General features: G+C 67.4%; 14 protein-coding genes and 4 tRNA genes. 1 reads left to right on the top strand and 17 read right to left on the bottom strand.

What is annotated here, in order from left to right:
* Positions 1 to 410: 410 nt before the first annotated feature.
* The gene (locus ACS5PM_RS00105) at positions 411 to 644 is read left to right on the top strand and encodes a hypothetical protein (RefSeq protein ID WP_439384166.1); all 234 of its coding nucleotides are present in this window, start codon (positions 411 to 413) and stop codon (positions 642 to 644) included.
* A 23-nt stretch (positions 645 to 667) separates the two neighbouring features.
* On the opposite strand, the gene ACS5PM_RS00110 is transcribed toward ACS5PM_RS00105, so the two are convergent.
* From ACS5PM_RS00110 to clpP, 17 genes are all read right to left on the bottom strand, one after another.
* Positions 668 to 1,495: an OmpA family protein gene (locus ACS5PM_RS00110; RefSeq protein ID WP_439384168.1), complete on the bottom strand. Its 828-nt coding sequence runs from the start codon at positions 1,493 to 1,495 to the stop codon at positions 668 to 670.
* A 2-nt stretch (positions 1,496 to 1,497) separates the two neighbouring features.
* Entirely contained in the window at positions 1,498 to 2,496 is a 999-nt protein-coding gene (gene tagF / locus ACS5PM_RS00115; protein WP_439384170.1) for a type VI secretion system-associated protein TagF, read from the bottom strand.
* Positions 2,493 to 6,254: a type VI secretion system membrane subunit TssM gene (gene tssM / locus ACS5PM_RS00120; RefSeq protein WP_439384172.1), complete on the bottom strand. Its 3,762-nt coding sequence runs from the start codon at positions 6,252 to 6,254 to the stop codon at positions 2,493 to 2,495. Before tssM ends, tagF begins: the two co-directional genes overlap by 4 nt.
* Positions 6,255 to 6,337: 83 nt before the next feature.
* The gene (locus ACS5PM_RS00125; protein WP_439384174.1) at positions 6,338 to 7,798 is read right to left on the bottom strand and encodes a hypothetical protein; all 1,461 of its coding nucleotides are present in this window, start codon (positions 7,796 to 7,798) and stop codon (positions 6,338 to 6,340) included.
* Positions 7,799 to 7,913: 115 nt separating this feature from the next.
* The gene (locus tag ACS5PM_RS00130) at positions 7,914 to 8,186 is read right to left on the bottom strand and encodes a PAAR domain-containing protein (protein WP_439384175.1); all 273 of its coding nucleotides are present in this window, start codon (positions 8,184 to 8,186) and stop codon (positions 7,914 to 7,916) included.
* Positions 8,186 to 9,076, bottom strand: coding sequence for a M15 family metallopeptidase (locus ACS5PM_RS00135; RefSeq protein WP_439384177.1), 891 nt, complete (start codon positions 9,074 to 9,076; stop codon positions 8,186 to 8,188). Before ACS5PM_RS00135 ends, ACS5PM_RS00130 begins: the two co-directional genes overlap by 1 nt.
* 1,079 nt (positions 9,077 to 10,155) lie before the next feature.
* Positions 10,156 to 10,244, bottom strand: a tRNA-Leu gene (locus tag ACS5PM_RS00140).
* A 52-nt stretch (positions 10,245 to 10,296) separates the two neighbouring features.
* Positions 10,297 to 10,683 (bottom strand): hypothetical protein, encoded by a 387-nt coding sequence (locus ACS5PM_RS00145; protein WP_439384179.1) that lies wholly within the window; start codon positions 10,681 to 10,683, stop codon positions 10,297 to 10,299.
* Positions 10,670 to 12,532: a carbamoyltransferase family protein gene (locus tag ACS5PM_RS00150; RefSeq protein WP_439384181.1), complete on the bottom strand. Its 1,863-nt coding sequence runs from the start codon at positions 12,530 to 12,532 to the stop codon at positions 10,670 to 10,672. Before ACS5PM_RS00150 ends, ACS5PM_RS00145 begins: the two co-directional genes overlap by 14 nt.
* The gene (locus ACS5PM_RS00155) at positions 12,529 to 14,244 is read right to left on the bottom strand and encodes an SGNH/GDSL hydrolase family protein (RefSeq protein ID WP_439384183.1); all 1,716 of its coding nucleotides are present in this window, start codon (positions 14,242 to 14,244) and stop codon (positions 12,529 to 12,531) included. Before ACS5PM_RS00155 ends, ACS5PM_RS00150 begins: the two co-directional genes overlap by 4 nt.
* Before the next feature lie 10 nt (positions 14,245 to 14,254).
* Positions 14,255 to 16,414: an iron-containing redox enzyme family protein gene (locus ACS5PM_RS00160; RefSeq protein ID WP_439384185.1), complete on the bottom strand. Its 2,160-nt coding sequence runs from the start codon at positions 16,412 to 16,414 to the stop codon at positions 14,255 to 14,257.
* Positions 16,415 to 16,550: 136 nt separating this feature from the next.
* A tRNA-Gly gene (locus ACS5PM_RS00165) sits at positions 16,551 to 16,626 on the bottom strand.
* Between the two features lie 25 nt (positions 16,627 to 16,651).
* A tRNA-Cys gene (locus ACS5PM_RS00170) sits at positions 16,652 to 16,725 on the bottom strand.
* 93 nt (positions 16,726 to 16,818) lie between these two features.
* Positions 16,819 to 16,894 (bottom strand) — tRNA-Gly (locus ACS5PM_RS00175).
* A 175-nt stretch (positions 16,895 to 17,069) separates the two neighbouring features.
* Positions 17,070 to 19,502 (bottom strand): endopeptidase La, encoded by a 2,433-nt coding sequence (lon, locus tag ACS5PM_RS00180; RefSeq protein WP_439384187.1) that lies wholly within the window; start codon positions 19,500 to 19,502, stop codon positions 17,070 to 17,072.
* Between the two features lie 189 nt (positions 19,503 to 19,691).
* Positions 19,692 to 20,960: an ATP-dependent Clp protease ATP-binding subunit ClpX gene (clpX, locus tag ACS5PM_RS00185; RefSeq protein WP_439384189.1), complete on the bottom strand. Its 1,269-nt coding sequence runs from the start codon at positions 20,958 to 20,960 to the stop codon at positions 19,692 to 19,694.
* Positions 20,961 to 21,037: 77 nt separating this feature from the next.
* Positions 21,038 to 21,646 (bottom strand): ATP-dependent Clp endopeptidase proteolytic subunit ClpP, encoded by a 609-nt coding sequence (gene clpP / locus ACS5PM_RS00190; RefSeq protein WP_439384191.1) that lies wholly within the window; start codon positions 21,644 to 21,646, stop codon positions 21,038 to 21,040.
* Positions 21,647 to 21,765 lie beyond the last annotated feature (119 nt).

Consider the following 21,765-nt stretch of genomic DNA (forward strand, 5'->3'; position numbering starts at 1 on the left):
GCTCACAAGTCGCGCTGAAGCACTGTGTTGGTCAGGGCCTTCGGCCAAAGCTTGTCCAGCGCGCATGGCCGAGGGCCAGGGCGTCTCGCGCATCAAGGCCAGCGCCGCCAAGAGCGGTGACTTCAGGTACGCCGTTCAGTAAAGCAGCAGCCGCACGAAGCCTCCATGGACGCCCTGCTCCTGCCCACCCTGGCCTCCGGCCCAGTCCCCGCCGAGCTGGCCCGCCTGCACACCCCGCTGGGCGCCGGGCTGCTGCTGGCCGAAGACCTCAACACCTGAGAAGCGGTGCTGCGGCAGGCCGGCCCCGGCGTCGCCGCGCTGGCCGGCCGCCTGTGCCTGGCCACTTGCCTGCCGCTGGAGCGCGGCTTCAGCCCACTTCGTGCACGGCAGCGCCCTGGCCGGCACCCGCCATGCCCGGTGTGCTCACCAGCCGGGCCCAGGCACTGCACCAGCTTCTCGAGGTAGCCGATTACTTCCGCCGCGCCGAACCTCAGAGTCCGGTCGCTTACCTCGCTGGCAAGGCCGCCCGATGGGGTGACATGCCGCTACACGCCTGGCTGCGCGCCGTCGTCAAGGACAGCGGCTCCCTGGCGCAGCTGGAAGACTTGCTCGGCCTGGAACCGCCACCAGAGCAGTCTTCCTGATCAGGCCTTCCCAAGCGCCCCGCTCAAGCCAACACCCGAAACTCAATCCGCCGATTCCGCGCCCGCCCTTCCGGCGTGCCATTGGCCGTCACCGGCCGGTCGGGCCCCGCGCCGCTTGTCATCAGGTCGCCCGCCGGGATGCCCTTGCCCACCAGATAGGCCTTGACGGCTTCGGCGCGTGCGGCGGAGAGCTGCATGTTGGCCTCGCGCGGGCCTACGTCATCGGTGTGGCCGATGATCTCGAAGCGGCGGCCGGTGAACTGGCGAAGCACGGGCAGAAGGTCGTCCAGTACTCGGGCGCCGCCGGCGGTGAGGTGGGCGTTGCCGGTTTCGAATTCGATGGTGCGGCGCGCGAGCGCCGCGTCGAGCTGGGCCTGGCCCGATGACCCTACGCGCAGCTGGTCACGCACCGTGTAGGTGGGGTTGTTCAGCTGCGTGGCGATCTGGGTGACGAGCTGTTGCCGGGTTGTCTCGTTGTCGACCTGCCCGCTGAGTTCCACCACGTTGCCGGTGATGCTGAGCTGGCCCTGGCTCACGCGCTTGAGGTCAGGCGTCAGCACGCGCTGCACGTGCTGGTTCCAGTTCGGCGGGGCGACAAGCTTGTCCACGCCCAGCTGGTCCACCACGCGATCCGCGCCGTAGACCTCGCGCAGGCGGGCCACGATGGCACTGCGGGTCGCTTCATCCGGTACCACGCCTGAGGCGACGACCTTGCCCGCCGCCTGTGCGGCCGGCGCCTGTACAGGAGCCTGCTGCGCACAAGCACCCGACGCGGTCACCGCACAGAAGATGGGCCACCAGACTCGCGCGATGCCGAGGCCCACCTGATGCCCCTTCTTGCTCTTCTTCATGCTCACGCTCCGAGAAAACACTCTTTGAAGGTCGCCAGGGCCTGCGCCATCGACAGCTGCGGCTGCTGCAGGTAGCTGGAGAGCTTCTTGACCGCGTAGTCCTGCGAGACCTGCTCCTCCACCCAGTCGGGCGTTACCAGGGTCACGAAGGCCTGCTCTGCCTTTTGCGTGTCGAACATGGCTTGCAAGGTCGTGCCCGCGCCGCCGGCAAGGCCGATCGACAGCCACGGCTTGCCGGCCGGCGCACCGGCTTTGGATCCGGGCGAGAAGATGGCCAGCTCGAAGTCCCCGCGCGAGAGGAACGGCGCCGCAAGTTGCAGCCACAGCGCCCCGACCAGCGGCGCGTAGAGAGGATCGGCCGGCAGCGGCAGGCGCAGGCCCACGTCGAGCTGCGATTTGCCGCTTGCCGGCACGGGCTGCAGCAGCATGCCCAGCGCGAGCAGCACCTGGCGCAGGTCGACCTCGCCGTGCGCTGCCCGCAGCAGCGCCTCCAGCGAGCCCACGGTCTGCATCTCGACGAAGTCGCGGAAGCTGGCCGCATAGGCTTCAGGGCCTACCTCGATGTCGGCTTGCTGCCAGCCCGTGCCATTCAAGACGACGGCCGCGTCCTCGGCCTGGCAGGTTTGCCTGGCCAGTTGCTCCAGCCCCGACCACAGCCGCGTCAGCGCCATCGGCGCATGGCCCATGAACGCCATCGGCTGCTCGACATCGAACGCGCCGGTGACGACGAAGGGGAAGCGGCGGCCGGAAGCATCGCCACTCGGCACCATGTGCCCTGCCAGCGCCTGCCGCGCCCGCACCGACAGGAACGCGAAGTGCGTCGGCTCGGCGCGGTCGTAGAACTGCTTCCATTGCGGATCGGCCGAGAGCAGCTCCAGGCCCTGGGTGAGCCATTGGTCGAGCATCTGGGTCAGCGCAACGTTCTGCGCACTGCGGACGAAGTCGCCCCTCGAGGCCACCTTGCCGAAGTAGGCCAGCCTGACGGCGCTTGCGCGGCTCATGACGTGCTCCCTGCCCCGGCCACCAGGGCCGGCAGGATGAGACCGCGCAGTCCGTTGGCACCGCCTCCCGCGCCCGACTCACCGCTGGCCGGCGTCGCCATCGCCCCGGGGCTGGTCACGGCGCGGTAGTGCACCGTCACGGTCTGCACCCCGACACCCCAGCTCAGCTCCCGCACGCCATCGGGCAGGCGCCGGACGCGGGCCGCATCGATCAGGCGCTCGAAGCCGAAGCCGCCGGGTTGGTTGAAGATCTCCACCACGCTGCCGTCCAGCGCACGGCCCACGATGCGAGCACCGGGCGGCGCGCCCGTGTTGGGCCAGACGAAGTTGGTCCACTGCGCAGTGCCGTTGCGGTAGCGAAGCACTTGGCCGTCGATCTCTATCGAGTACTCGACGAAGCCGGGCGCCCCCGTGGGCAGCAGCTGGAAGCTGGCTTGCGCAGGCCCGGCGGCCGCAGCGTTGGTGGCTGCGGGTGCGGCGCCGGCAGCGCCCTCCAGCGGCGCCACCCAGGAAGCAAAGCCCGCGGCGAACTCGGGCCGCACACGCACGCCCATCTCTGCCCAGGTGCGCGGCGTGATGGTTTCGCCGCGTCGAGTGACCAACGGGCCCAAGGAGTCGCCGGCGAACTTCGCTATGGCGCCGCCCGGGCCAAAGATCTTGGCCACCTCCTGCGGCGCGGCCTCCACCTTCGAGCGGGCGTCAAAGGGGTACTTGCCGGAGAGCGTCGCCTGGAAGGGCTGCAGCACCTGCGCCTGCCACTGCCGGTTCAGCTCGGTCTCGGTCGGGGCCACCACGACCGCGAAGGATTGCATCAACGGCCGCACCAGCAGCGGCCGCAACGCACTCCTGGCGGTGTCGCTCAGCCCCGTCATCATCTGCTCGTCGACATAGCGCAACGCCTCGGCCAGCTCCGAGCCCCCGGCGTCCAGCGTCGAGGCCATCATCGCCCGCGCGGCCGGGCCCGGGTCACCCTGGTTCTTGATCTGGTTGAACCGCGTGCGCACCTTGCCCAGCGACTGCAGGTAGCCGTCCATCAGCGAGGGGTTGTTGTCACGCGCCAGCATGATTCGCGACAACGCCGCGAACTCGCGGCCCACCGGGCCCATCGGGATCTCCGCGGTCCCCGAATTCACGTCGACCTTCACCTCGACCTGCGAAGGCGACATGCGCAGGATCGATTGCTTGACCCACTCGACGAAGCCCTTCTGCGTCCGGGCCAGGCGCTCGTTCAGCAGCGACGGGTTGTCCCAGGTCGTCTGCTCGAACAGCGTATTCATCAGGCGCCGGATCGGCGAATCGGCCGGGTCGCCGAGGCGGTTCATGTGGGCCACGGCGGCGTCGAAATCGGCAAAGTCCGCGACCGCGATGCCCTGCATGAAGCGCTGCCATTCGAGCACGTATTCAGCCTTGTAGAGCTCGGTCAACGTCTTGCGGATCTGGTCGGGGCTGCCCTGCAGCGAGAGATCGTCTCGCGCCGAAGTCTTGAGCACCCAGTCGGCGCTTTGCAGTTCGTTCTGGGCGGCCTCCTTGAAGGCCTGGTCGACATAGCCCTCCCAGGCCTCGCGAGTGAACGCACCGGCCACGACCTGGCTGCCGCCGACGGAGTCCTTGCCCTTGTCGCCCACGATGCGCGCCACCGTCATCGGGGCATAGCGGGTCGATGCCCGGGCCTTCACGTCGGCGTAGACGCGCTCCACTGCCGGCATGCCGCGCACGACGCGGCGCAGGTTCTCTCGGGTCCTGTCGACGAGGCCGAAGTTGCTGTCCAGCACCGGGAAGCTGGGATCGGCCAGGTTCGCCATCGAGAAGCTGATCATGGCCTCGGCACTGCGCAGCAGCCGCTCGCGCGCCATGTTGCCGCGGTTGTTCTCCAGCCAGCCGCGCCAGAAGCGCGTGATCTGGTCGGTCAGGTGGCTGCCTTCCATGCGCTGGCGCTCGGCCAGCATGAGGTAGGTCTTCAGGGCCTTGTAGGCATCTTCGACGTTGGTGGGAGAGGCCTCGACGAAACGCGAGGCCACTGCCGTCGCCGCAGCCGGGGCGCTGGCCGCCTCGCCTGGGGACGTGGCCGCGGCAGCGCCGGATTGCGGAGGGCGGGTCATCGGCTGCAGCTGCGCGGCCTGCTGGTTCACCTCGCCGAGGTAGCCTTCGATCGCCTGGGCCACCGGCTCCAGCATGACGTGGCGAACGCCCTGGAAGTACTCCTCTCGCAGCTTGCGTTCCAACGCATCGCCTTGGTACAGGCCGAGTCCGACGCTCAAGGGGCGCGCCTCGCGCCAGGCCTGCAGCTGCTCGATGCGCGACTGCAGCAGCTCGAGCGCCTCGATGCGCGAGGCGAGGTCGGTGCGCTCGGCCTGCAGGCGCACGGCGGCATTTAGGTCGGCACGGACGCTGTCCACCAACTGCCGGTTGCCCATGTAGGACCAGGTCCATGCCCCCAGCATCAACGCCAGGCTGACGGCCCCGGCGGCAAAGGTCGCCACGCGCAGGCGCTGCTTGGCCCGGCTGGCATGCTGGCGCACGAGGTTGCGGTCCGCAAAGATCACGCGGGAGAACAGCTCCTTCAGGAAGAAGCCATGCTCGGCCACCACCATCGCGGTGGTGTGCTCGGTGCGCGTGGAAAGCCCGAACTCGGCGGCCACCTGGTTGCGGGCACGTGAATTCGCCTCGCCCTGCTGCACGGCGCTGCTGAAGTAGAAGCCGCGGAACACCGGCCGGTACTGGTAGGGGTTGTCCTCGAACAGCGTCGCCACGAAGGCCTGAAGCGCCGGCTTGGTGGCCGCGAACTCGAGTGGGAAGGCGAGCACGGCAGGCGGCAGCGGCTTGCCCCGGTGCAGCGACATGTGGGCCAGCGCGAGTTGCTTGAGTCCCTCGTGCAGCTCGTCGAAATGGTGGCTGAACTGCGCCACCGCATCCACCCGCTCGTCGGGCGTGTAGGGCAGCGTGGCGCCCCACGCCCGCTGGCGCTCCTCTGGATCGCGGTCTTCGAAGAACTCCACGAAGCCGCTGATGAGGTCGGCCTTGGTGAACATCACGTAGACCGGCGCGAACACCTCCAGCGTCTCGGTCAGTTCCTGCACGCGCTGGCGCAGGCTCTTGGCCAGGCGGATCACCGCATCCGGCCGCGCCTGGACCAGTTCGGCCACGCTGGCGGCAATGAGGATGCCGTTGATCGGCGCCTTCGGCCGGTTCTTCTTCAGCATGGCGAGGAAGGCCAGCCACTCCTGGCGATCCTCGTCGTGCACCGAGTACCGCCCCGCGGTGTCGATCAGGATGCCTTCGTTGGTGAAGAACCAGTCGCAGTTGCGGGTGCCGCCGATGCCCTGGATGACGTTGTCCGTCGCGCCGGCGAACGGGAACTTCAGGCCCGACTGAACGACCGCCGTGCTCTTGCCGGCGGCCGGGTTGCCGATCACCATGTACCAGGGCAGCTCGTACAGCGCCGCGGAGCCGGAGAGCTCGCCCAGCTTGGACGTCTTGATGGTCTTGATCGCCTCCAGCAGGCGCTGGCGAACCGCCTGCACTTCGGCCTGGTCCTGGCCCTTCGCCTGGCGGCCGGCCTTGCCCAGTCCGCTTTCGATGCCTTGCTCCAGAGCTTGGGCAGCGCGCCTGGCACGCCAGCGGCGAACGAACCACACGACCGACCAGGCCAGCAGCAGCAGGCCCAGCACCGCCGCGGCGTACACCAGGCCGATCTGGAGTGCCTCCGCGCCCAGGAAGAGAAAGGCCGCCAGGGCAGCCAGGCCCAGCACGCTGAGCACGCGGACGTCGAGCAGGAGGGGAGGAATCGGTTCATCTTGATGGGATAGGGATTCGTCACGGGACGCATGGGGCGCCCAGGGCGTCAGGCGTCGGGCGGTGGGGCACTCGGCGCAGCCGGTGCATGCCGCACCACCAGTGCCATGCGCCAGTGAGGATCCGCCAGCGAAAGGGCGAGGGTCGGCCGCTCGGACTCGCGCGCCTGCAGCGCGGCCCCCGCCACGGCCCAGCAGGCGCCGGTGTGGGCGGCGTGGCCTTGCACCACGCCGAGCAAGCGCATGTCCTCGACCGGATCCAGGCTGGGCATCAGCTCGATGCTGGTGCCGAAAAGCTCGGTCGCCCGCGGCGAATGGCGCTCGGCATCGCTGCACAGGCCGGCGAGGTCGGAGGCGTTGATGGCGGCTGCTGCGACGGCCTCCGACACGGCTTGTCGGGCCACTTCCGCACTGGTGCGGCCGGGCGCATGGATCGACTTGTCGCGCCGGACACAGGCCGGCCGGTGAAGCCAGGCCATGGCGTCCATCTGGCCAGCGTCCCGCGAGCGCCCGGCGCGCATCAGCAGGAGCGCTGCAGCACCTTCGCCGGGCATCTCGCCACTGGGGCGCCTGTCCGCACAGAACAATCGTCCGCTTCGCTCCATGGCTTCGACGGCCGGTTCGCTCACATTGCTGTGGCAGGCGAGCAGGAGCACAAGGTCATCGCAACACTCGCGCTCCAGTGCCAGCAGCAGGCGATCGGCCTGTTGCCAGGCCTGCGGGCCACTGACGGCAGGCAGGTGCTGCGCGAGCCATCGCTCGGCGCCAAGCTCTTCGCCGCCCAACCCGGCCAGTTGGGCGTTCAACCACGCGAAGGCCCAGGCGCGATCGTCGTCAGTCCAGCCCTCGGGCCAGGCCACCAGCACGCGCACACGGGCCCTCTCGCGCCGATCGTCAGGGACCGATTGCCACCATTCCATGACCTTCTCGCCTGAGGGTGCGAGGGTCTGGGCCAACGCCGCCAAGGCGCGGATCGCATGCGCGCGGGGTGCTGCGCGCTGGGCGCCGTCCTTCTGTCCGCGGTTCCAGTCCGTCCAGGCCTGTTCGATGGCCGCGGTGTCGATCGCAGACGCCCGGGCACACATGATCGGCAGGCCTTGGTCATCACGAAGGGTCGAGTCCGGTGCCGGCCCCGGCTTGCCGGACTTGGCTGCATCGAGCAGGCCGGCCACGTCATTCCCGGCCGGTCCGGCAACCCACGCTCCCAGCAGAGGCCACGCCAGGGCGCGGTCGCGGTCCTCGACTGCCGGGCCCTGCGCATGGGTAGCGGCAGCCGTTGCCGCCCCTGGGGCCAACGCCAGCGACGCCGCCTGCCGCGCCACGGCCCCTCGCCAGGCCCAGCGCATCCCCACCACCAGGGCGAAGACCACGAGGGGCAGGATGACGAGGTCGATCGCCAGGTCTTCCGCGCTCATGTCGCGATGCGTCGACTGCCAATGCCAGATCACCGCGATCCACACGACGCTCGTGATCGCGGCCAAAAGGGCCAGGGCCTTCAGGAAAGTTTTCATCGGGCAGAGTTCAAGGCGCGCCGGCGCTTCCGGCGCGAGCGGACCAGTGCCCCGGCAGGCATCGCGACGATGTCGGCCCGGGCCCTCGGAGACGTCGCACGCTCGTGCGACGGAATCAGTCGATGCTGGTCGCCTGGGACGAAATCAGGGTGGCTCCGCAGGCCGTCTTGTCGCCGTGGCGCGCCGCCGGATGGCCATCGATGACGAAGGTCGGATCGCCCGACACGATGACCGTCGTGCCGCCGTGACCGCGCTTGGGGCACGTCACCTGGTCGCCTACGCGCGCGATGGGCTTGCCGCCGGCATCGCTCACCACGGAGCCTTGAATCACTGTTCCACCATGGTCCGTCTTGTCCCCCACCACGATGAGGGGTTTCGAATCAGCCATCAGTCCTCCTTGACAGTTACTTGTATGGACGGCGCGGGTCGATTGTCACTTCCCTTTCGCACCGTCATGTTTCGCCATTCGACGTGGCCGTAGTCCTTCAGGCTGCGCCAGCCGCCGCCCCAGGTCAGGCCGAAACTGCGGGCAACCTCACCGTACTTCTCGTAGCCTCGCATCGCCCAGGGGTCTCGCTCCGAGAGGACGATCCGCCCTTCGCGCATGAAGGCACAGTCTGCGGCCAAGCCGTGCTGATGCAGGCTTTCGAAGGGGCCGGCCTGGGTCACCGACGGCCCCAACGCGGCCAGCCGGGCCTGGCGCTCTGGACTACGGTAGCCCTCGAGCAGCACCATCTCGTAGCCATGCTGCTCCTTCATCTGCTTGAACAGCATCAGCAGGCGCTGGCGAAAGCCTTCGTCGAGCAGCTCCCACTGGCGGCTGGCCGAGGCCGTCATCGGCCTCGCCTGCTCGACTTCCCGCGTGTTGAACAGCTCGGGCGGCAACGGCGGCGGCGGGACCAGGCGTTCGCCTCGCAGCAGCTCGGTCACCTGCTCATCCACCGGCCGGGAATACGTGTGGTCGTAGCTGCTGACGGGGAACATCGAACGCAAGGCCGCGGCTCCCAAGGGAACACCAGCAATGAGTAGCAGTGCGACGAGGCAGACACCGGCGTAGTGCGTGACCCATGAGCGAAGCCGACTCCACGCCAGTCCTGCGACATCACCGGTGTTGGAGGCGCCGCGGCGCCCTGCCCCGCACCAGGCGGCACCCGCAGCACGGCTGCGCACCCAGCACTGCTGCGCCACGCCCACGAGCTTTGCCCGAACCGACGCAAAGAACCACAGGGCCAGCAGCGCCAGCGCTAACAAGAAATACAAAAGGACACCAATCAGCATCCAGGCTCCCTGATGCACTCACCCAACCCGTTAGGTGAATGCCTCCTTCTAGAATTGCCTGCAAACACAGCCTCCGCATCCACTGCGGAGCAAGATGGCCTAACGGCCAAAGGGAGCTCACATTGTCAGCCATTGGGCCCATGCAAGGGGGCGCTAAATCGCCCGGCACATCGACGCGTCCGAGCCTGCTTGCATCGTCTGATGCAGAGAACGCCACTCCGGCCGGAGAACGCCCCATGCGCCTGCTGTCTGCCCTCGAGCAGAACACACCGCGCCGGCGAGCTTCGGGTGCCTCATCGGCCACGAAGGGCCTGATCGCGCTGGCGACCTTGAGCATTGCCGGCGTGGCTGCCCTGATCGTGGCCACCAACAGCGACAGTTCTGGCACAACAGACGTCGTGGCCATGGGCAGCGCGCCGCCGAGCACTTCCACTGCGCAGGCGCCGTCACCGGGCGCAGCGTCCACGCCGATGGATTCGATCCCGATGCCGGCGACAGCCGCCTCGGCACAACCAGCGCTCGCCCCCCGTGAGGAGCCGCTTGCCAGTTCGCAGCCGGAGGGCATCGCCCGGGTGGAAAGGGTCAACGAGGGCCTGGCAGCACTGCCCGGCATGGCGGCCGTGGCCGGGGCGGTGGCATCCGAAAGAGCGTCGGCCTCGACGCCTGCATCGGCTTCAGCTTCGGCATCTGCCCCTGCACCGCCACGCCCGAAAGCCCGCCCAGCCACCACCAGGAAGCCGCCGGCGACCGCAACTTCCCGCGCCAGGGTCGAAGCCCCTGCCGAAGCTTCCCCGCGCGATCCCGACGCCGAACTGGTCGCGGCGATCATGGCGCGCCTGGAGTCGCCCAGATCCTCGAACTCCCGGGCGCCCAGCTCGGTGGCCCATGATCGGGCCGGCACCATCGCCAGCCTGGTGGGCGATTGCAATGCCATGGCCGACGGCGCCAGCGCCCTGGCCTGCCGCCGGCGAATCTGCGATGGGTATTGGGGGAAGGCGCAGGCCTGTCCGAAGTCCATGGCGCCGGCAGCCACAGCGGGCGCCACGGCCTCGTCCCACTGAAGCTGGCATCAGCGCGCCTGGTGCCCGGAACCGGGTTCGAACCGGTATGCCCCGTCAAGGGCCGCGGATTTTAAGTCCGCTGCGTCTGCCTGTTTCGCCATCCGGGCGGTGGGGCACGGATGATACGAGCCCGCTGCGAGGCACAGGTTCAGCCGCAGGTCAGAACAGCGGATAGGCCGAATACGAGGGTGACCGCGGCTTGTCCGACGAGGGGACCGAATCCGCCTCCCGCGTGAGCTGCTGGCGCAGCGACTCCAGGGCATCGCTCAGCATCGCCAGGTCGGCGTCGCCCTGGGCCAGCCAGTGGGGCGCCAGTGCGGCCAGCAAGGCGCTGGCGTCGGCTTCTGCCAGCGAGCAGCGTTGCAGGCCGCCGCTGCGGCTCTCGGGCGTCTGCCAGTAGGTGGGCGCCGTGTTGGCTGGCACGATCTGAAAATAGTGCTGACCGCGCCGCAGGCGGGCGTGCTTGAGCGGCAGCAACCATTCGGCAAAGAAGCTCTGGGCCTCGCGACGGCCGCTCGGGTCGTCCGCGGTGTCAGTCGGGTTCAAAGGGCACCGTGCCTTCCAGCGCGCGCAGCGCCTCGGGTTGATCGCTCTTGCGAACGATGAATGGACCTATCGACAGCACGTCGATGCCGGTCGCGAGGAAGCAGTCGATCGCATCCTTGGGAGAACAGACGATGGGCTCGCCGCGGCGGTTGAAGCTGGTGTTGATGAGAACGCCGCAGCCGGTGAGCGCCTCGAAGGCATGAAGCAGGCGGTGCAACGACGGGTTGCGTCGTGAATCCACCGTCTGCACCCGGGCGCTGTAGTCCACGTGGGTGATGGCCGGAATGGTGGAACGCGGCTTCCCGAGGAAGGCAATCATGTCGCCGTTGCCTTCGCGGAAGCCAGTCCAATCCACCTCGCGTCTCAGTTCGGGGCGCACATGCGCCACGCGCAGCATGTAGGGGCTGTCATCGCCTTCGTCGAGGTCGAAGTAGCGATGGGCACATTCGCTCGCCACGATGGGCGCGAAGGGGCGCCAGCTCTCACGGTACTTGATGCGCTGGTTGAGGTGCAGCTGCCCGTCCGTGCGGCGCGCATCGGCCAGGATCGATCGATGGCCCAGCGCGCGCGGGCCGAATTCCATGCGGCCGTCGAAGCGGCCGACGATGGCGCCATCGGCCAGTGCCTGGGCCACATGGCCGGCGAGTGCGTGGGGGTCGTCGAGCCGCTGGTGCACCACGAGGCCCGCCTCGGCCAAGGCGTGCTCGATGGCGTCATCGCTGTATGCCGGCCCGAGGAAGCTGCCTTGCTGCGCATCATGACGGCCCAAGGCCGCGTGGCGGGGTGCACCAAAGGCCTCGTGCGCCACCTGCAGGGCCGCGCCGAGGGCCCCGCCCGCGTCGCCCGCGGCCGGCTGGATCCACAGGCCCTCGAGCGCCGGCAGGCGCCGGGCGAGCCGGCCGACCGAGACGCAGTTCAACGCCACACCGCCGGCCAGGCACAGCCGCCGGCTATTGCACTGGCTCAGGGCCTGACGGCAGATGCGCCAGAGCGCCTCATCGATCACTGCTTGAACCGACGCCGCCAGATCCATGTGCTGGACGCCGATCTGCCCCTCCGGCTCGCGCCGCGGGCAGCCTGCCCAGGCCTCGAAGCGCGCGTTGGTGGCGGCGAAGGAATCGAGGTGGCCGAAATACGCGGTGTTCAGGCGGAAGGAGCCGTCGTCCCGCAGGTCGATCAGATCATCGAGGATGCGTTGCGCGTGGCGCGGCTGGCCATAGGGCGCCAGGCCCATCAGCTTGTACTCGCCGGAGTTCACCTTCAGGCCGCAGTGGTGCGTGAAGGCCGCATACAGCAGTCCCAGCGAATGGGGATAGTGGATCTGCGAGCGCATCTCGATGGCGCCGTCGCGTCCATGTGCAATGCTCGTCGAGGCCCACTCGCCTACGCCGTCGACGACCACGATCGCCGCCTCGCTGAAAGGCGAAGGGTAGAAGGCGGAAGCGGCGTGCGAAAGGTGGTGGTCGACGAAATACAGCTGGTCCGCCGCACGCGGGCCCAGGTGGCGTGTGAGCGGCTCCGCGATCGCCAGCTTCTCGCCCAGCTGGAGCGTGGCCGCCTGCGGCCAGATGACCTGGCTGCCGGGGGCGGACTCGATGGCACTCTTGAGCACCCGGTCGAAGGCGAGCGCCGGATCCTCGTAGTAGGCCACGGCGTCGATGGCGGCCGAGCCGCCCGCCTCTGCCAGGCAATAAGCCACCGCCCGCTGTGGAAACCGTGCATCGTGCCGGCAGCGGGTGAAGCGCTCCTCCTGCGCTGCGGCCACGATCTCGCCGCCTCGCACCACGGCCGCCGCCGCGTCGTGGTACAGCGCCGAGACACCGAGCACGACGGGCGGCTTGCTGCTCATGCCAGCCTGCTCTCTTCCAGCTGGCGCAGAAGGTAGTTGCCGATGCGGTCGGCGTACACCTCCTGGGCCTTCGCGTTGGGGTGCGAGAGCTCGAACGGATTGACGTACATCGGCCCCTTGACCGAGGCATCGACCACCGGAATGCCCGCCTGCCCGAGCTGATCGCGCAACCACGGCGACAGCTCATCCAGCAACACGGTGACGAAGAAGCGCCCGCCGTGCTCCGCCACCAACGCCGCGGCGCGCTTGAAAAGCGCCAGGCACACGTGATCGAGGTAGTGCATGTCGGGCGTGAAGTCCGACAGGTCCAGCCCCACCAGCTCGGGCTTCGCGTAGGCCACCTCGCGGAAGCTCACTTCGCCCTTCTCGTCCAGGCAGGCGCGGGGCATGAACTTGATGAGGGCGGCCTTCTCGGTGCCGCAACGCTCGGTCTGGCGCTGCACCTGCAGCAGGTCGGCCACGTTGCGCGAAAGGTGCGCCGGGATCCAGCAGAAGGTGACGAAGTCGCAGCCGTTCCAGCGCACTTCGCGCATCAGCTGCAACAGGTTCTGGCCGGTGCCGTAGCCGTTGACACCGCGGTTGTCTATGCGCCAGCCGCCCAGCCGTTGCTGCAGCAGGGCGCAGAAGGTCTGCTCCACCGGGACGCCCCAACCGAACACACAGGAGCAACCATAGACCGTGAGCGTGTGCTCGGCTTCGGTGGGCTGCCCAGGCACGGGGCGACAGCCTGTGGCATCGGTCTCGATGGTGACGGACTCGCCCAACACGTCGACCGTGATCTGCTGGTCGGCCCGGTAGCGCCAGCCGAGGACCGGATCGGGCTCGGCGAGCGACTGGTGACTCGGCGTGCCGCTGTTGCTGGCGCCCCCGGCACCGGCTGGCGACGTGCGCTGCGTGGTGGCCTCTCGCACGGCCTCGGCCTGCTCCCGCATCTGGTCGCGCAGCGCCTCCGGCAGGCGCTCGTCCGCGCATTGCAAGGCGACGATCTCATCGTAGAAGTCGAGATCGGCCGCATTCAGCGCGAGCATGCGCGACCAGACGGCCGGCGGCACCTCGTCGGCCCAGCGGCGAAGCGATTCGACCATTGGCGGCGCGTGAATGCGGCCTTCTAGCAGCTTGGGCTTCAGCCCCGCCCCGGCAGCGCCAAGCTCCTGCCGAAGCGCGTGCATGATCGTGTCGGGAAAGTCGATGAAGCACACCGCCGCGCTCTCCGCCAGCATGGCTGCGAGAGCGGCAGGCTCCGGGCGTGTCCGCCGATTTAAGGCGGCGCCGACGAACGTGGTGTGGAAGTTCGCGAAGGGATAGCGCTGGAACGGCTGCGACAGGCCCTTGCCGACGATGACGCTGAGAGGCGCCGCATTCGCCGCTCGCTCCGGCTGCGCATCCGCCAGGCGCTTCCAGGCGTGCTCGATGCGGTTGACCATCCGGACAATGGGATGCACCAGGGGGACGACGGACCGCACGCGCGCGGCCGCGGGGCCTTCGATCACGGGCAGCGTGTACTTGGCGACGATGGCCGAAGCCTGGGGGGCGCCATCCGCGAACCCCAGCAGGTCGGACGCCTCCGCCGGCCGGTGCTCAGAGCCGCCGTCGTACACCGCCAGGTGGTTCGCGAAGACCTTCGTCAGCAGCGGCTTGAACGAGAACATCATCGGCTGGATGTCGTGGAACACCAGCGCGCGCTTCGGGGAGGAGTGGTCGGTCGTCGTCATGGTTCTCACTTCAGTTCCACGCCATGCCGGCGGGGGGGACGATGGCTCGCCAGCCGGTCCAGACTCGCTTCCAGCGACGCTGCAGCTCGTCCGGTCCGCCGTGGTCCATCGCCTCGTCGAGATGGAGCCGGATGGCATCGAAGGCCAGGGCCGTGTGACCGCTGGCGATGTTGTCGATCGTGTTGTGCACGTCGACGAAGGTCGAGGGGTAGCCGTAGCGGCGCAGCGCATCGCTGCTGGTGCGATACGTGCCACCGACGCCGGAGAGCTCCACCGCCAGCGTGAAGCCCAGCAGCTCCGGCAGAAACTGGCGAGGGAACTGCGACAGGCAAAGCCACATGACGGGCAGAGGGAACGACGCCTCGCCGAATCCCAGCCATTGCGCGAAGGCCTCCGTGCCGAAGGGCGGCATCTCGACACCCATCGCGGCCATGAGCTCGCGGTACAGGTTGGGGTGGTTCTCGTGCGGGTCGCCCGCGCCCACTTCGTCGAGGTAGATCGTCTGCAATTTCGCCGCCACCGGCGAGTCGCGGAACCCGACCTGCCAGATGCGCTGCAGCCAGGCGCCGTCGATGTAGACCATGGGACACAGCTGCACGCAGGAGGCGATGAGCTCCTCGCGCGTGGGCGGCGGCGCAACGCTGGCATCGACGTGGCCTTGCAATTGCGACGCATGGCGAGCGCAAAGCCAGTCCGCGAAAGCCTGGTGGCAGAACGGCGAGAACGGCAGCGGTTGCTCGCCCTTGTCCAGCCCCAGGCCGGCGCGTGCGAGCCACAGCTGCGCGAAGCGGTACGCGTGTGGGAGGAGCTCTGGATAGCGCTCCAGATGCAACAGGCGGTGGTAGAGGGTGCGAAGCGGCATGCCCCCGGCCGCCGGGTCCTCGTTGCCACCGAAGTGCAATGCCAGCGCCGGCCCGTTCGGAAATGCAGCCCGCTCCTCGACACCAGCGGCGGCCGTCTGCGCACTCGCCGGCGCAACGACTCCCTCAGGCAGGTGCCGGATCCAATCCCGGACGACATCGATCTCCTCGGGCGCCAGCACACCGGCCATCGAGCCGCGAGGCGAAGCCAAGGCGCTGATCAACCGGCTGGTTTCCGGCTGCCCGGGCACCACGTGGGGTGACTGCGCCAGCCAGGCGAGCACTCCCCTCGCGTCATGGCGCGACGATGCAAACCATTCATCCAGCGATCGGCCATCCGCCCGCACGCGCGCGTGATAGCCCACCGCCACCGGAGCCTTGCGTTCGATCAGGCGCGCCATGCGCGCTGACGGGCTGAACCAGGCTTGCCCGTCCATCTCTTCAAGCCTTTGCTCCTGCTCGTCCAGCAGCAGCCATGCGGCCTGCATGCCGTTTGAGACGCGTGCGGGCGGCGCATCCCTGGCGGCTTGAAGCGCTTGGATCGCGTCCGGCAGCAACACGCTGTCCGGCGCTGCGTTCGCGCCGCAGAGCAATTCCCACAAGACATGCTGGCCACGGGTGGCCATGCCCAGGTTGAAGCCGAGCACTTCAGGCAACAGCAAGGTCGGAAACTGCGACAGGGCCAAGGCAAAGGCCGGCAACTCGTACAGGGCGGCGTCAATCTCCGGATCCTGCGCAAACGAATCCGACCCGCACGGCGCCCATTCGATGCGACGCTCTCGAAGGTCCGCCGCGAACCGCGTTGCCTGACGTCCATGGGCGAGATAGGCGCGCAGCAAGGGGCCGGTGTATGGCTCGTGAGAGTTCAGAGCCGATGAGGCGTGCTGGAGCCAGCAGCCATCGGCGAGCAGCGAAGGCGCCAATGGCTTCAGCCACAGGCGCTGCAGATGGGGCAGCGTGCACGCCAGGCGTTGCCGCCATCGCTGCAGGGCCGAAGCTCTGTGCACGCGCAGATGTTCCGCCGCGGCGCGGGGATCGGACACCTCTGCCAATGAGGGGAGTCTCAAAGGGTCCTGCGCTATCCGCGCCAAGACGCGGTTGATCAACAGGGCGCTCAGCACACCGGCGTCGCCATGGGCGTCTGCCTGCATCAGGTGGTGGTAGCACGCGCGCGCCCCGGCCTCGCGCCAGCGGGCCCAGGCCGTCTCAGCCCCTTGTCCTGCATGAAGCGACGGTGGCGCATCGCCTTGCCGGCACGCCACTGTGCTCACTGCGACCTCGGTCTCGTCCAGCACGGCGTGCGCCTCCATCACCCGACCTGCCTGTTGTCTGCGCGAACAATAAGCAATCGCATGCCGATCGCTCATCCCTAACAGGCGGAATCGCGATCGGGCGGTGGGTAACAGAAAGCAAAAAGGGAAGCCTCGCAGCTTCCCTTCGGGGATTTGGAGCGGGAAACGAGGCTCGAACTCGCGACCTCAACCTTGGCAAGGTTGCGCTCTACCAACTGAGCTATTCCCGCAGGGGTGCATGTCCCGGTGCTGTGCTGGAGGCGCGACCCGGAGTCGAACCGGGCTAGACGGATTTGCAATCCGTTGCATAACCGCTTTGCTATCGCGCCCTGGACGCTGTGCCAGGCATTCCGGACGAATCAGACGACCGACACCAGCCTGACAAAAAAGGGAAGCTTCGTCGGCTTCCCTTCATGGCAATCTGGAGCGGGAAACGAGGCTCGAACTCGCGACCTCAACCTTGGCAAGGTTGCGCTCTACCAACTGAGCTATTCCCGCATCGTGGCTGTCTTCGAAGCTCCGTCTGGAACACCTTGACTTGCACATTTCTCCGCTGTTCGCGCTTGGTGTCGCTCACCTTGCGGTGCAGCAGAGAAGCTCGCAGTATAAGAGGATTTTTCGAGATCCCGCAAGCCGCGTCGCAATTTTTGCAGCGCGGCTTGCGGGGCCGACCTCAGTGCGGCAGGCCGTCGGTGGAGGACACCGGCTTGGCCGTACCAGCTTCGGTCTTGGGAGCCGCGGCGGGGTTCGCCGGCTCTTCGTCGGGCAAGGACGCAGGCATGGACTCCAGTGCCACTTCCAGTACCTTGTCGATCCAGCGAACCGGCACGATCTCGAGATTGCTCTTGACGTTGTCCGGAATGTCCTGGAGGTCCTTGACGTTCTCCTCCGGGATCATCACCAGCTTGATGCCGCCACGGTGGGCCGCGAGCAACTTCTCCTTCAGGCCGCCGATGGCCGTGACTTCGCCTCGCAGCGTGATCTCGCCCGTCATCGCCACGTGCGCCTTGACCGGGATGCCGGTCAGTGCCGAAACGAAGGCGGTGGTCATCGCAGCGCCGGCGCTCGGGCCGTCCTTCGGCGTGGCGCCATCCGGGACGTGCACGTGGACGTCGCGCTTCTCGAAGAGTTCGTCCTTGATGCCCAGGCGACGGGCGCGGCTTCGGACCACCGTCCGGGCGGCCTCGACCGACTCCTTCATCACGTCGCCCAGCGAACCCGTGCGGATGATGTTGCCCTTGCCCGGCATGGCGGTCGCTTCGATGGTGAGCAAGTCGCCCCCCACCTCCGTCCACGCCAGACCAACGACCTGCCCGACCTGGTTCGTCTTCTCGGCACGGCCGTAGTCGTACTTGCGCACACCCAGGAACTCGTCGAGGTTCTCGTCCGTCACCACGACCTTGCCTTCGTAGGTCTTGAGCTGGATGCCCTTGACCACCTTGCGGCAGATCTTGGAGATCTCGCGCTCGAGTGAACGGACGCCCGCCTCGCGGGTGTAGTAGCGGATGATCCCGCGGATGGCGGCCTCGGTGACCTCCATCTCCTCGTCCTTCACGCCGTTGTTCTTCTGCTGCTTCGGCACCAGGTAGCGCTGGGCGATGTTGAGCTTCTCTTCCTCCGTGTAGCCGGACAGGCGGATCACTTCCATCCGGTCCAGCAGCGCCGGCGGGATGTTCATCGAGTTGGAGGTGGCGACGAACATGACGTCCGACAAGTCGAAGTCGACCTCGATGTAGTGATCGCTGAAGGTGTGGTTCTGCTCGGGGTCGAGCACTTCCAGCAGGGCCGACGACGGATCGCCGCGGAAATCCATGCCCAGCTTGTCGATCTCGTCCAGAAGGAACAGCGGGTTGCGCGTTCCCACCTTGGCCAGGCTCTGCAGCACCTTGCCCGGCATGGAGCCGATGTAGGTGCGGCGATGGCCACGGATCTCCGCCTCGTCGCGCACGCCGCCCAGCGCCATGCGGACGAACTTGCGCCCCGTGGCACGGGCCACCGATTGACCGAGGGAGGTCTTGCCCACGCCCGGGGGGCCGACCAGGCACAGGATCGGCGCCTTGACCTTGTCGACGCGCTGTTGCACCGCAAGGTACTCGAGGATGCGGTCCTTGACTTTCTCCAGGCCGTAGTGATCCTCGTTGAGCACCTCTTCGGCATTGCCCAGGTCGTGCTTGATCTTGGTCTTCTTGGACCAAGGCAGGTTGATCAGCGTGTCCAGGTAGTTGCGCACCACCGTGGCTTCGGCCGACATCGGAGACATGAGCTTGAGCTTCTTGAGCTCGGCATCGGCCTTCTTGCGCGCCTCCTTGGGCATGCGGGCGGCCTTGATCTTCTTCTCCAGCTCTTCCAGGTCGGCGCCTTCTTCGCCGTCGCCCAGTTCCTTCTGGATGGCCTTGACCTGCTCGTTGAGGTAGTACTCGCGCTGGCTCTTCTCCATCTGGCGCTTGACGCGCCCACGGATGCGCTTCTCGACCTGGAGGATGTCGACTTCGTGCTCGAGTTGCTCCAGCAGCTTTTCCAGCCGCTTGGCGACGTCGAACAGATCCAGCACCGACTGCTTGGCTTCGAGCTTCAGCGGCAGGTGGGCGGCAATGGTGTCGGCCAGGCGGCCCGGATCATCGATGCCGGCGATCGAGGTCAGGATCTCCGGCGGGATCTTCTTGTTGAGCTTGACGTACTGGTCGAACTGCTGCGTCACGGCACGGCGCAGAGCCTCGACCTCGGGCGACGGCTCTCCGCCTGGCTCGATGGGCAGCACCTCGGACACGAAGTGTTCACCGTTGTCGGTGACCGACTTGGTGGAGGCCCGCTGAACGCCCTCGACCAGCACCTTCACGGTTCCGTCGGGCAGCTTCAGCATCTGGAGGATGCTGGAAACGCAGCCCACCTCGAACATGTCGTCGGCGCGCGGCTCGTCCTTGCCGGCGGCCTTCTGGGCCACCAGCATGATCTGCCGGCCGGCCTCCATGGCCGCCTCGAGCGCCTTGATCGACTTGGGCCGCCCCACGAACAGCGGGATCACCATGTGGGGGAAGACGACGACGTCGCGCAGCGGAAGCAGCGGCAGCGTGATCGGTTCGGCGGGAAGAATGGGATGTCCTGACATGAGAGTCGCCTCACTTTCTCGAACCCACATGGGGCTCGAGCCGTGGTTTGCAAGGATGAGCCGGGATCACTACTGCATCCCGCGGCCAGCGACCGCTCCCGTCTGGGTGGGAGCGAGCCGCTTCGGGCGGCCGTTCGGAGCTCATCAGGTTACCCGCCTGCAGGGGGATCAAAACCCGAAATAGCCGGGTCAGGCGCTGGCCTTTGCCTGTTCCCGATAAACGAGGAGGGGCTTGCCGCCCTCTTCGATGATGTGCTCGTCGACCACCACCTTCGCCACGCCGTCGAGCGTAGGCAGGTCGAACATGGTGTCGATCAAGGACTGTTCCATGATCGAGCGCAGGCCGCGTGCGCCGGTCTTGCGCGCCAGTGCCTTGCGGGCGATGGCTTGCAGGGCCGAGGCGCGGATCTCCAGTTCCACACCATCCATCGAAAACAGCTTCTGGTACTGCTTGACCAGTGCATTCTTGGGCTCGACGAGGATCTGGACCAGGGCTTCCTCGGTCAGCTCGCCCAGGGTGGCGACCACCGGCAGGCGGCCGACCAGCTCGGGAATGAGGCCGAAGCGGACCAGGTCTTCCGGCTCGGCCTGGCGGAACACTTCGGACACGCGATTCTCGGACTTGCTGTGCACCGTGGCGCCGAAGCCGATTCCCGACTTCTCGGTACGGTTCTGGATGACCTTCTCCAGGCCGTCGAAAGCGCCGCCGCAGATGAACAGGATGTTGGTCGTGTCGATCTGCAGGAAATCCTGGTTGGGATGCTTGCGCCCGCCCTGGGGCGGCACCGAAGCCATGGTGCCCTCGACCAGCTTCAACAACGCCTGCTGCACGCCTTCGCCCGACACGTCGCGGGTGATGGACGGGTTGTCGGCCTTGCGGGAGATCTTGTCGATCTCGTCGATGTAGACGATGCCCCGCTGCGCCCGCTCCACGTCGTAGTTGCAGTTCTGCAGCAGCTTCTGGATGATGTTCTCGACGTCCTCGCCGACGTAGCCCGCTTCGGTCAGCGTCGTGGCATCGGCGATGACGAACGGGACGTTGAGCATCCGGGCCAACGTCTGGGCGAGCAGCGTCTTGCCGGAGCCGGTGGGCCCGATGAGCAGGATGTTGCTCTTCGCGAGCTCGACCTCGTCCTTGCTGGCGCCGAGGTGCTTGAGCCGCTTGTAGTGGTTGTAGACCGCGACCGCCAGCGTGCGCTTGGCTGGATCCTGCCCGATCACGTACTGGTCGAGGATCGACTTGATCTCGCTGGGCACCGGAAGATCGGACTTGGCCGCCTTGGCAGCCGCGCCCTCGGCCGGCACTTCATCACGGATGATGTCGTTGCACAGCTCGATGCACTCATCGCAGATGAACACCGACGGCCCGGCAATGAGCTTCTTGACCTCGTGCTGGCTCTTTCCGCAGAAGGAGCAGTAGAGGACTTTCTCGCCGGAGGCGCCTTTCTTGTCGGGCATGGGTCAATGATAGAGCAACCGCCGGCCGAGCCGGCGTAGGAATCAGCCGGCTCGGCCGGCGGCGGAATTCAGCGGGATCAGGCGCGCTTTTCCAGCACCTGATCGATCAATCCGTAGCTTTTCGACTCGTCTGCGCTCATGTAGTAGTCGCGCTCGGTGTCCGCCTGTATCTTGTCCAGGGGCTGACCGGTACGCTCCGCCAGGATGCGGTTGAGTTGCTCCCGCGTCTTCAGGATCTCGCGGGCGTGGATCTCGATGTCGGTCGCCTGGCCCTGGGCTCCACCCAGCGGCTGGTGGATCATGATCTTGCTGTTCGGCAGGGCGAATCGCTTGCCTTTGGAGCCAGCGGCCAGCAGGAACGCGCCCATGCTGGCGGCCATGCCGATGCACAGGGTGGACACATCCGGCTTGATGAACTGCATCGTGTCGAAGATCGACAGGCCGGCGGACACGCTGCCGCCTGGCGAGTTGATGTAGAACGAAATGTCCTTGTCCGGGTTTTCGCTCTCCAGGAACAGCAACTGGGCGACGACCAGGTTGGCACTCTGGTCGTTGACCGGGCCGACCAGGAAGACGATTCGCTCGCGCAGCAGCCGGGAGTAGATGTCGTAGGCGCGCTCGCCCCGGCCCGACTGCTCGATCACCATCGGGACCATTCCCAGGGCTTGTGTATCCAGTGCGCTCATGCAGATTGCCTCGTGAGATTCAATAGGCTTCGGTGGGTATCCATGCATTATGAAGCCGTCGTCAAGGGCCCCGATCAGGCGAAAAAAAGCCCGGCGGTCAGGCCGGGCGTATTCCACTC

The sequence above is a fragment of the Ideonella flava genome, assembly GCF_051857595.1.
Lineage (GTDB): Bacteria > Pseudomonadota > Gammaproteobacteria > Burkholderiales > Burkholderiaceae_C > Ideonella.

Bases quoted from the DNA above. Each gene is read 5' to 3' on its own strand.
- ACS5PM_RS00105 (WP_439384166.1), top strand. From the start codon at position 411: ATGCCCGGTGTGCTCACCAGCCGGGCCCAGGCACTGCACCAGCTTCTC.
- ACS5PM_RS00110 (WP_439384168.1), bottom strand. From the start codon at position 1,495: ATGAAGAAGAGCAAGAAGGGGCATCAGGTGGGCCTCGGCATCGCGCGA.
- tagF (WP_439384170.1), bottom strand. From the start codon at position 2,496: ATGAGCCGCGCAAGCGCCGTCAGGCTGGCCTACTTCGGCAAGGTGGCC.
- ACS5PM_RS00125 (WP_439384174.1), bottom strand. From the start codon at position 7,798: ATGAAAACTTTCCTGAAGGCCCTGGCCCTTTTGGCCGCGATCACGAGC.
- ACS5PM_RS00130 (WP_439384175.1), bottom strand. From the start codon at position 8,186: ATGGCTGATTCGAAACCCCTCATCGTGGTGGGGGACAAGACGGACCAT.
- ACS5PM_RS00135 (WP_439384177.1), bottom strand. From the start codon at position 9,076: ATGCTGATTGGTGTCCTTTTGTATTTCTTGTTAGCGCTGGCGCTGCTG.
- ACS5PM_RS00150 (WP_439384181.1), bottom strand. From the start codon at position 12,532: ATGAGCAGCAAGCCGCCCGTCGTGCTCGGTGTCTCGGCGCTGTACCAC.
- ACS5PM_RS00155 (WP_439384183.1), bottom strand. From the start codon at position 14,244: ATGACGACGACCGACCACTCCTCCCCGAAGCGCGCGCTGGTGTTCCAC.
- ACS5PM_RS00160 (WP_439384185.1), bottom strand. From the start codon at position 16,414: ATGGAGGCGCACGCCGTGCTGGACGAGACCGAGGTCGCAGTGAGCACA.
- lon (WP_439384187.1), bottom strand. From the start codon at position 19,502: ATGTCAGGACATCCCATTCTTCCCGCCGAACCGATCACGCTGCCGCTG.
- clpX (WP_439384189.1), bottom strand. From the start codon at position 20,960: ATGCCCGACAAGAAAGGCGCCTCCGGCGAGAAAGTCCTCTACTGCTCC.
- clpP (WP_439384191.1), bottom strand. From the start codon at position 21,646: ATGAGCGCACTGGATACACAAGCCCTGGGAATGGTCCCGATGGTGATC.